The sequence below is a fragment of the Brevibacterium sp. LAARM3_SD1 genome (genome assembly GCF_057364765.1).
Window position 1 is genome coordinate 1 of sequence record NZ_JBNFOL010000055.1, and the last position, 10,509, is coordinate 10,509.

9 protein-coding genes are annotated in these 10,509 nt (G+C 67.2%); 6 read left to right on the top strand and 3 right to left on the bottom strand.

Going from position 1 to position 10,509, the window contains the following annotated elements:
• Window positions 1–936: serine/threonine-protein kinase (locus tag AC2W7L_RS18030; protein WP_486005568.1), on the bottom strand; the 936-nt coding region annotated here is incomplete at its 3' end.
• A gap of 65 nt (window positions 937–1,001) precedes the next feature.
• Here AC2W7L_RS18030 and AC2W7L_RS18035 point away from each other — a divergent pair.
• Both AC2W7L_RS18035 and otsB read left to right on the top strand, forming a co-directional pair.
• A complete protein-coding gene (locus tag AC2W7L_RS18035; RefSeq protein ID WP_486005561.1) occupies window positions 1,002–2,591 on the top strand; it encodes an alpha,alpha-trehalose-phosphate synthase (UDP-forming) in 1,590 nt (529 codons plus the stop codon).
• A 10-nt stretch (window positions 2,592–2,601) separates the two neighbouring features.
• Window positions 2,602–3,486 (top strand): trehalose-phosphatase, encoded by an 885-nt coding sequence (gene otsB, locus AC2W7L_RS18040; RefSeq protein ID WP_486005562.1) that lies wholly within the window; start codon window positions 2,602–2,604, stop codon window positions 3,484–3,486.
• Window positions 3,487–3,585: 99 nt separating this feature from the next.
• Here otsB and AC2W7L_RS18045 read toward each other — a convergent pair whose 3' ends face one another.
• Together AC2W7L_RS18045 and AC2W7L_RS18050 are read right to left on the bottom strand one after the other, a co-directional pair.
• On the bottom strand, window positions 3,586–4,653 hold the full coding sequence (locus tag AC2W7L_RS18045; protein WP_486005563.1) for a substrate-binding domain-containing protein: 1,068 nt from the start codon (window positions 4,651–4,653) through the stop codon (window positions 3,586–3,588).
• Window positions 4,650–5,642: a LacI family DNA-binding transcriptional regulator gene (locus AC2W7L_RS18050; protein WP_486005564.1), complete on the bottom strand. Its 993-nt coding sequence runs from the start codon at window positions 5,640–5,642 to the stop codon at window positions 4,650–4,652. The genes AC2W7L_RS18045 and AC2W7L_RS18050 overlap by 4 nt, the downstream gene beginning before the upstream one ends.
• Window positions 5,643–5,833: 191 nt before the next feature.
• Here AC2W7L_RS18050 and AC2W7L_RS18055 point away from each other — a divergent pair, with 191 nt between their 5' ends.
• From AC2W7L_RS18055 to AC2W7L_RS18070, 4 genes are all read left to right on the top strand, one after another.
• On the top strand, window positions 5,834–6,541 hold the full coding sequence (locus AC2W7L_RS18055) for an ABC transporter ATP-binding protein (RefSeq protein WP_486005565.1): 708 nt from the start codon (window positions 5,834–5,836) through the stop codon (window positions 6,539–6,541).
• A gap of 3 nt (window positions 6,542–6,544) precedes the next feature.
• On the top strand, window positions 6,545–7,777 hold the full coding sequence (locus AC2W7L_RS18060) for a DUF4032 domain-containing protein (protein WP_062241302.1): 1,233 nt from the start codon (window positions 6,545–6,547) through the stop codon (window positions 7,775–7,777).
• 146 nt (window positions 7,778–7,923) lie between these two features.
• A complete protein-coding gene (locus AC2W7L_RS18065) occupies window positions 7,924–8,787 on the top strand; it encodes an SDR family NAD(P)-dependent oxidoreductase (RefSeq protein ID WP_486005566.1) in 864 nt (287 codons plus the stop codon).
• A gap of 166 nt (window positions 8,788–8,953) precedes the next feature.
• Window positions 8,954–10,453, top strand: a complete 1,500-nt coding sequence (locus tag AC2W7L_RS18070) for an amino acid permease (RefSeq protein ID WP_486005567.1) — start codon at window positions 8,954–8,956, stop codon at window positions 10,451–10,453.
• Window positions 10,454–10,509: the final 56 nt, after the last annotated feature.

Consider the following 10,509-nt stretch of genomic DNA (forward strand, 5'->3'; position numbering starts at 1 on the left):
CGCACCGCCGAGGGCCGCTCCCCGCCGCCCCGGCCACCGCCGCGACCGCCGGGGCTGGTCATCGACAGCGGGCATGACCGCGGTTCCGCTCGGCGTCCGCTGCTGTCCGCCCGCCCCGCCGCTGGGTCCCGACCCGAGCTGAGGCACGCGCCCGGACTCGATGTCGACGAGAGCGTCGAGGATCATCTGCCCCGACGGTCGACGTTCGGGCTTCGGATCGAGGCAGGCGGCGATGAGCGGCGCGAAGTTCTTCGGCGCCCCGTCAAGATCGAATTTGCCCATGGCCACGCGCCCCAGCACGGCCTCCAATGGCCCGGAGCCATAGGGGTTACGGCCGGTGGCGGCGAACGCCATGGTCGCGGCCCACCCCCACCAATCGGTCTTCTCGCTCGAGGTCTTACCGTCGGCGATCTCCGGGGACAGGTAGCCGGGGGTGCCCATGACCAGCCCCGTGGCGGTCACGCGCACTTCGTCGGCGACCTGGGCGATGCCGAAGTCGATGACCATCGGCTCACCGTCCATGATCATCACGTTCGCAGGCTTGAGGTCGCGGTGGATGACGCCGGCGTCGTGGACGGCGTTGAGGGCGTCGAGGAGTGCGTGACCGAAGTGGACGAGCTCATCCTCGGCGAAGGGGCCGTTGTCGCGGACGTCATCGGACAGGGTCTGCCCGTCGACGAATTCGGTGATGATGAACGGCTGCGCGGCATCGAGTTCGGCGTCGAGGACCTCGGCGATGCGGGGGTGGCGGATCCGGCGCAGGGTGCGGGTCTCCCGGGCCAGACGCTTTCTGGCGGTCTCGTCATTGGCGATGTGCGGATGGAGGACCTTGACCGCGACCGGGTTGTTTCCGCCGTCGACACCGAGGTAGACGACACCCATGCCGCCCGAGCCGAGCTCCTCGATGAGGCGGTAGCCTCCCAGTTCCTGATCCATCACCTGGCCAAGCCTAGTCGAGCGAGTACAGTTCATTCCAAGGACCGACACAGGAGGAGGCGCAGATGAGCACCGTCGACTCTGCCGAGCCGAGCACCGACAACCCGTGCGGCGACAGCGATTTCGTCGTCGTGGCCAACCGACTTCCCGTCGACCGTGATCCTCAGGATGCGAACCGCGGATGGCGCACCTCACCAGGGGGTTTGGTCACCGCGGTGGCTCCCGTGATGAAGGCGCAGGAGGGGGCATGGATCGGGTGGACGGGCGTCGCCGACGAGGATTTCGAACCCTTCACGATCGACGGCATGCACCTGACCCCGGTGACTCTGACAAGTGAGGATGTCCTCAGGTACTACGAAGGGTTTTCCAACGCCACATTATGGCCGCTCTATCACGATGTCATCGTCCCGCCCGAGTACCACCGCACCTGGTGGGATGCGTATGTGCGGGTCAACGAGCGCTTCGCGCGCAAGGTCGCCGAGGTGGCCGCGCAATCCGCGACCGTGTGGATCCATGATTATCAGCTGCAGCTGGTTCCGCAGATGGTCCGACGCCTGCGCCCGGACCTCGCGATCGGGTTCTTCAACCACATTCCCTTCCCGCCCTACGAGCTCTTCGCCCAGCTGCCGTGGCGCGACGAGATCCTCCGCGGGCTCCTCGGCGCCGATCTCATCGGGTTCCAACGGCCGGCGGACGCAGCGAATTTCCGCCGTGCCGTCCGCGGACGTCTGGGATATGCGACGAAGGGGTCGACCGTCTCGGTTCCGCCGGGTGACTTCCTTCCGGCCCACCTCGTCCGTGCCGAGCCGTTCCCGATCTCGATCGACACTCCTTATCTCGAGGAGCTCGCCCGCGATCCGAAGATCCTGGAGAGGGCGAAGGAGATCCGCGAGGAGGTCGGCAATCCGCGGGTGGTGATGCTCGGCGTCGATCGCATGGACTATACGAAGGGCATCCGCCACCGACTCAAAGCGTTCGGGGAGCTGCTCGCCGAGGGCCGACTCGACGTCGAAGACGTCGTGCTCATTCAGATCGCGACCCCGTCGCGGGAACGGCTCGAGCAGTACAAGATCATCCGCCACGACGTCGAACTGGCTGTCGGACGGATCAACGGCGAGCAGGTCGACGTGGGATCGATCCCCGTGCGCTACCTCCACCATTCGTATCCGCGCGACGAGATGACGGCGTTCTTCCTCGCCGCCGATGTCATGTTGGTGACGGCGCTGCGAGACGGAATGAATCTTGTCGCCAAGGAGTATGTGGCGTGCCGGAAGCGAGACGACGGAGCCCTCGTGCTCTCCGAATTCACCGGGGCGGCCGAACAGCTCAAGGGCGCAGTGATGGTCAATCCGCACGACATCGCCGATCTCAAGGCAGGCATCCTCGAGGCCGTGCAGATGGACGAGAGGACTCGCACCCGTCGGATGAAACAGATGCGCAAGAGAGTCGCCACGGACACCGTGAGCCGGTGGTCGAAGAACTTCCTCGCCGAACTCGAGCACCTCAAGCACAATCCCGAGGTCATCGTCCCCGAACACCCCGTGGTGCAGAAGAACCGGACCGCACCGCCGCCGGATGTACCGGCGGCCCCGTCCGACCGCGCCGACAGACCCGAAGATTCCGAGTGGACAGACGATATCTCCACCGCCCGCTAGGAGAAGCACAGTGACATCGAAGCCGACCGAGCTCGGTCCTGCCGGCTCTGCCCCCGCCGAGGTGGACCTTCGTGATCTCGCCACCGCCGATTCGCTGCTGCTGGCCTTGGATTTCGATGGAGTGCTCGCACCCCTGCAGGACGATCCGTCGACCTCCCGGATGCTCCCCGAATCGACCGCGGCCATCGCGGCGCTGGCAGGACTGCCGCGCACCCGAGTTGCGCTGGTGTCCGGCCGCGATATCGCGACGCTGCGCCGCCTGTCCGAGGCCCCTGACCCGGCCTGGCTCATCGGCTCGCACGGTGCGGAGGCCGAACTCGGGATCGACACGGCCCATGACGGCGACTCCGCCGTCACCCGGTCCCCCGAGCTCACCGCGGCCGAGGCGGAGATGCTCACCGCCGTCGATGCTCACCTCGACGCGTTCTGGCACACGTTTCCGGGCGCCGACATCGCCTCTGACTTCCTCATCGAGCGCAAGCCCTACTCACGGACGGTCCATACTCGTGGAATCGCCTCCGAGGCGGCCGCGGCCCTGCACGGCCACGCCACCGAAGTGGTCGAGGAGTTTCCCGACATCCGCGTCATCGAAGGCCACGACATCACCGAACTCGCCGTCAAACAGGCGACGAAGGGCGACGGCATCCGACTGCTCGCCCGCGCCGGCGAACCGACGGCGATGGGCTACCTCGGCGACGATGTCACCGATGAGGATGCTTTCGCAGCACTCGACGAACTCACGGACTCCCACGCTCTTGATGCGAGTCTGACCGTCAAGGTCGGGTCCGCACAGACTCGCGCTTCGTGGCGGATCGCCGATCCTGCGGCCGCGGCCGAACTGCTCGGCCGTCTCGTTGCCGAACGCACGGATTTCCTCCGCACCGTCCACGGCTGAGGTCGAGCCGCCTCGGCGAACTCCGCCTGCGATGTTTCGGTCGGCTCCGCGCCGGGACAGCGCCGCCTCGGCGAGGACGATTGCGAACGCAGCCCCGGTTCAGCGACGCTGCGGGGGCACGGCACTGGCACGGAGGACGAGGTCCGGGTCGACCGTGTAGTCGACGTGCACGCGGGCGTCGCCGGCGGCGATCATCGCGCGGACCTCGTCGATCGCCGACTGCGCCACGGTCGCCCAGTCGTAGACGACCTGCGACAGGGGCGGTTGGACGACATCGGCGTCGGGGACGTCGCCGACTGTGAGCAGGGACAGGTCCCGGGGCACGTCCAACCGGAGCCGCTGGGCGGCCTCGAGCATGCCGAAAGACAGGGACGGGGCGCAGGCGATGACGGCGGTGCAGCGCAGATCGAGCAGCTCCTCGGCAGCGGCGACTCCGGCCATGGCTCCGCCGGCGGCCTCGACGACGGGAGCCTGATCGCGGGTGGCGGGAATGTGGAGGATTCCGGCCATCGAGCGGCGGAAGCCGGCAATGCGGGCCGGGGCCGCCGAATCGCGCAGCACGGCGAGTCCGATGCGTTTGTGGCCGAGATGGACGAGGTGGGCCACGGCCGTGTCGATGCCGCCGGTCGCGTCGAGGTAGATGCGGGAGATCCCGTCGTCGTGGCGGGCATTCGAGATGCGGATGAGCGGCAGTCCGCGCTCGGCGAGCATTCCCGCGAGCACACCGGCGGCACCCCCGCCGACGACGATGGCTCCGGCGATTGCCGGTCCGCCGTGTTCGCTGCCGAGGACGGTCTCGAGCAGAGTCTCATTGCGTTCGGCGATGGCCTCGATGTGGACGACGGCGATGCCGAGTCCGAACATCCGGTTCGTCAGGATCTCCGCGAGCCGCGAATACGGATCGACATTGCCCGCTGACACCGCGGGTTTGATGAGTGCGATGAGCAGGGGTCCGGAGCCTGCTCCGGTTCCGTCCCCGGTCCCCGGGCTCGGGGCCTGCCCGGTGGCGCCGAGGATCGCCAGCGCCTGGCGCACCTTCGCCAACGAGGCTGCCGACACCGATTGAGGATCGCGCAGGGCTCGTGAGGCGGTGGCCTTCGAGACCCCGGCGGTGCCGGCGATCTCGGCGAGACGAACGTGGCGGTGCTCGGGCAGGTGGTCGCTCATTGGCGGGCCGCCGTCGTCGAGGTCCGGGCGACGAGCCGGGGACGGAACACCGGCGGCACCGAGGGCAGGCCCGTCGTCGAGATCCGCAGGGTCTGCAGAGTCGCTGCGATGAGGGCGTTCGACAGCCCTTCGACGTCGAGGCCGAGCACCGTGGCCGGAGGACCCGTGAACTTCATCGTCGGGGAATCGCCGAACCCGACGACCGACATGTCCCGCGGCACCTGCAAGTGCCGATTCCGCAGACCGTGGAGGGCACCGTGCAGCTGCAGAGCGGACTGGACGATCACCGCGGTGCACGTCGCATCCTTGAGCTCGAGCACGGCGCGCGAGCCTCCGGAGAACGACTTCGGCACCCGGGAGATCCAGTCCTCGAGGTTGAGCCCTAGGTTCCTGGCCGGATGTTCGGCGAGGAAGCGGCGGATGAGCTGGACGGCCAGCTCACCGCTGTCATTGCAGATCAGCCCGATCCTCCGGTGTCCGATCGCTCGCAGATGTTCGAAGGCCGTGGTCATCCCACCGCCGAGGTCGAGGCGCGCGGCGATGACATCGGCGCCGCCCGACCCGGGCCTGCTGGCCTCCTCGATGGCGGACTGTTCGTCGACGCGGATGCAGGGGATCTCCGTGTTCAGGCTCGTCATCGTCGTGGTCACCAGAGCCACGGCGCCGGCGTCGATCGCGGTCTGCAGCGGCTCCGGGTCGGTCTCGACCAGCGGGCGGGTGACGAGAAGATCATGATCCTGCAGGGCCTTGGCAACGCGGGTGCAGACCTGGACCTGCCAATGCTCGGGGTTGCCGGGAGCACTGACGGCCACGAGCCGCCTCGGCGCATCATGGAGCAGGGTCGACCGCGAATAGCCGAGCTCGCTCATCGCCTCCAGGACCTTCGCCCGCGTCGACTCGGCGACGGCACCGCGGCGGCCGAGCACGCGGGAGACCGTGGCCAGAGAGACCCCGGCCCTGGCGGCGACCTCGTCCAACGTGACCTTCATGGGAATCAGTCTACTTTCGGGTCGCGGTATGCGTCGGCGCACAGCCATCGTGCTGAGAATCACTCTACGCTTTGTCGAATTCACAGAGCACCCGAACTCTCCACCCCTTAGGATGAGAGTGACTGAGCATCCCTGCCAGGTCACCGACGACCAGCTGCTCACGGAGTTATTCAGAAGTTTTAGGAGGACTTATGTCAACGGTGTCGTTGAATGGCCTCAGTCATGTCTACGAGAACACGACGTCCGAATCCGTTCACCCGTTCAATCTCTTCGTCGATGACGGCGAGTTCCTCGTCCTCTACGGCCCCGCCGCGTCGGGCAAGTCGACGATCCTGCGGATGCTCCATGGCTTGGAGACCCCGAAGACGGGCACCATCCTCATCGACGGCGCCGATATCACCCACGCCGCCGTCAACGACCGCGATGTCACCCTGGCGCTGGAGAGCTACGCGCTCTACCCGCATATGAGCGTGCGCGACAACCTCGGCTTTGCGCTGCGCGTCGACGGTCTGCCGGCCGATGAGATCCGCGAACGCGTCGAATCCGTGATGGACAAGATCGGGCTGAGCGACATCCTCGATTCGGTTCCCGGCGACCTCACCCAGCTGCAGCGCCAGACCGTGGCCCTGGCCCGTGCCGTGGTGCGCCGGCCCAAAGTGCTCATCATGGACGAACCCGTGGTCAACCTCGTCCCCGAACAGCAGTCCGAGACCCTGTCTCTGATCAAACAGCTGCAGCAGGAATTCGAGCTGACGACGATCTATGCCACCTCCGATCTCGAGGATGCGAAGGTCCTCGGCGACCGGATCGCCTTCCTCGACCGCGGACGGCTCATCGGCGTGGAGACACCCGACCTCGCCGAGGCGCTCGTGGCCTCGGTCTCCGACACGGACTCCTGAGCCGTGGCTCCGGAGATCCACACCGTCCGGAACGCCGATCATCAGGCCCTGGCCGAACTCCCCTGGCACCTGCCCCTGGCGGAATGGCCGGAGACGCTGGTCGGCGGTCTGCCCCGCGGAATCTCCCGCCACGTCGTGCGCTACGTCGAGATCGGGGACGAAGTCCTCGCGATCAAGGAGACCGACGACGCGCAGGCGCTGCGTGAGTTCGACATCCTCGGCGCGCTCGGCAACCTCGACGTCCCCCTCGTCGAACCCCGCGCCTCCGTCGGAGGTCGACGGACCGAATCGGGCGAGAAGCTCAAGGGCGCCCTCATCACCGCCTATCTCGAATTCTCCCTGCCCTACCGTGCCCTGTTCTCCCGGGACCTGGCCGAGGACACCGGCGGCCGCCTCGTCGATGCTCTGGCCGTTCTCCTCGTCCGCCTCCACCTCGTCGGCTTCTACTGGGGGGACGTGTCGCTGTCGAACACGCTCTTCCGCCGCGATGCCGATGCCTACGCCGCCTATGTCGTCGATGCCGAGACCGGTGAGCTGCACGACCAGCTCTCCGACGGGCAGCGGAACATGGACCTGCGGATCGCGCGGATGAACATCGCCGGGGACTTCCTCGACCTGCAGGCCGCGGGTCTCGTCGCACCCGAGACAGATCCGCTGGCTGCCGGTGAGCGACTCTGCGAGTCGTACAACGCCCTGTGGGCGGAGCTGACCCGGGTCGAGGAGTTCAGCGTCAACGAACGCTGGCGCATCGACGAACGCATCCGACGCCTCAACGATCTGGGCTTCGACCTCGGCGAACTGACCGTGACGACCGACCTCGACGGCATCAGCCTCCTCGTGTCCCCGAAGGTCGTCGAACCCAATCATCATTCGAGGCGTCTGCTGCGCCTGACCGGGATCGGCGCGAACGAGAACCAGGCCCGCGCGATGCTCAACGACCTCGACTCGTTCCGTTCTGCCCCCGAGATCGCCGAATTCGATGAACTCGACGAGTCCCAAGCCGCCCGCCGCTGGCTCGACGAGGTGTACAAACCCCTCATCCAGGCGATCCCGGAGAACCTCACCCGCAAGCTCGAACCCGGGCAGATCTTCTACGAATTCGCCGAGCACCGCCGCACCATGGCCCGCGCCCGCCAACGCGACATCCCCACGATGGAGGCCATCGCCTACTTCATCGTCGACTACCTGGCGAACCTCCCCGACGAGATCCGCTACGTCGACAGCGAGAAGTTCTGACCCCTCCCCGAGGCGACCCTGACCTCAGTCGATGTTCCACAAGGTGAAACGGGAACGGCGGGGCCGCCTCGGCGGGCATACCTTTGAAGTCCACGGAGCGACACCGAGGTCGCTCCGGCACCGAACCCCGCCCGGAAGGATTCCCGATGTCGACGAACGAGCCGATGCCCACGAACGAGAACAACCCGTCGATCCCGTCCCTGTTCGACCTGAGCGGCCGCACGGCCGTCGTCGTCGGGGCCGGCTCCGGACTGGGGCAGGCCAGCGCGATCGGGCTCGCCGATGCGGGAGCGCACGTCGTCGTCGCCGACCTCAACCTCACCGGCGCCGAGGAGACCGCCGCCCTCATCGCCGGCCGACGCTCCGGGCCCGCCGCCCACGGTGCCGCCGACGGCGGATCCGATGCCAGTCCCGCCACGGCGGTGGCCGTCGACATCACGGACACGGCGTCCGTCGATGCACTCGTCGACGCATGGTCGGAGGCCGAGATCCTCGTGGTCACTCCCGGCGCGAACGTGCGCAAGCGGCTGACGGACACCACCGATGACGAGTTCGACCGCGTCATCGACATCAACCTCAAGGGCACGTACCGGCTGATGCGCGGATTCGGCCGCGAGATGGGTGAGCGCGGTCGCGGATCGATGGTCACCTACGCTTCATTCCGAGCGTTGGCCATCGAGCCCGGTCAGGGCCTGTACGCGGCGGCCAAGGCCGGAGTCGTGCAGCTGACGAAGACGATGGCCAGCGAGCTCGGAGGGAAGGGCGTGCGGGTCAACGCGATCCTGCCCGGGCCGTTCGACACTCCCCTGACCCAGCAGATCAAGGCCGACGGGAAGTGGTGGGACGCGTATGCGGACAAGACCGCCCTGGGCCGGTGGGGTCGCCTGCACGAGATCGCCGGGCCCGTCCTCTTCCTCGCCTCGGATGCTTCGAGCTATGTCACCGGGCATTCGCAGCTCGTCGACGGCGGATGGATGGCGCACGACGGTCGGTTCACCCCCCTCGTGTGAGGAGTCTGGCGTGTGAGGTCTATGGTCGGCCCGACCTGGGACGTGTGAGATCCCCGCCCTGTGAGGGCGTCTGCGATGTGAGATCGGCGACGGTGCGGGGCGGCTTCGCCCGTGATCACGCGGAAGTCCGGCGAGACAATATTCATGCCTATGCAAGAATATTCATATGACCGTTTCGCAGACACCGTCCACCCCGCCGACGCACACTCCCACAGGAGTGCTGCGGCAGCTGGGGCGGCGCAAGTCGATCAGCGCCATGACCGCCGAGGACCACACCGATGCGCAGACCGCACAGTCGGGTGGACTGCGGCGGACGTTCGGCGTCTTCCAGCTGACCATGATCAGCGTCGGTGCCACCTTGGGCACGGGAATCCTCGTCATCCTCGGCGAGGCAGTTCCCGTGGCCGGCCCCGCCGTCTGGATCGCTTTCGTCCTCGCCGGAATCACGGCGCTGCTCTCGGCAGTCAGCTACGCCGAGATGGCCGGAATGGTGCCGGTGTCCGGGTCGAGCTACTCGTATTCCTATGCCACCCTCGGTGAGGGCGTCGCCTGGGTCTGCGGTTGGTGCCTCGTCCTCGAGTACGCGGTCTCGGTCGCAGCGGTCGCCGTCGGCGCCGCCGACTACGTCAACGAGACCCTGCGCGTCTTCGGCCTCGAGCTGCCCGTGTCCCTGACCACGGGGCCCGGCCTGGCCGAGAACCCCGATGGGATCATCAACGTCTCGGCTCTCATCGTCGTGGCCCTGGCGACCGTGCTGCTCATGCGCGGCGCCCGCGAATCCGGTGTCGTCAACACACTGCTCGTGTTCGTCAAGATCGGCATCCTCGTCTTCTTCGCCATCGTCGCGTTCACCGCGTTCAAGGCCGGCAACTTCGCGCCGCTGCTGCCGATGGGAGCCGCCGGTGTCACCGCGGCCGCCTCGAGCGTGTTCTTCTCCTATATCGGCTTCGATGCCGCATCGACGGCCGGCGAGGAAGCGAAGAACCCGCGCCGGGACCTGCCGCGGGCGATCATCTTCTCGATGCTCATCGTCACCTCGATGTACGTTCTCGTGGCCGTCACTGCGATCGGGGCACGGCAGTGGCAGTGGTTCGAAGGCGCCCACGCGCCGCTGGTCCAGATCGTCGAAGAGATCACGGGGTCGAACATCGCGGTGCTGCTCTTCGCCGTGGCTGCGGTGCTCGCGATCTTCTCCGTCGTCATCACCGTGCTCTACGGTCAGTCGCGGATCCTGCTGACGATGGCGCGCGACGGTATGGTGCCGAGGATCTTCGGAGTCGTCTCCCAGCGCACGGGGACTCCCCTGATCGGCACTCTGATCGTCGGCGGACTCGTGGCCATCACTGCGGCGTTCATCCCGCTCGGCGAACTCGCCGATGCCACGAGCATCGGCACCCTGTTCGCCTTCTGCCTCGTCAATATCGCCGTCATCTACCTGCGGTTCAAACGCCCGGACCTCGACCGTTCATTCAAGGTTCCGTTCGGGCCGGTCGTGCCCGCGCTGGGAGCCTTGGCGTGCGCGTTCCTCATGGTCAACCTCGGCGGGCGGACCTGGCTCGTCTTCGCTGCGTGGATGGCCGTCGGCGCCATCGTCTACTTCACCTACAGCCGCCGCCACTCGGTCGTCGGCCAGCTCAGCGAAAACGACTACCAATCCACCCTCTAAAAACCCCTCCTTACTACCTGACGGCGGCCCAGCAACCTCGCGCGAGGTTGCTGGGC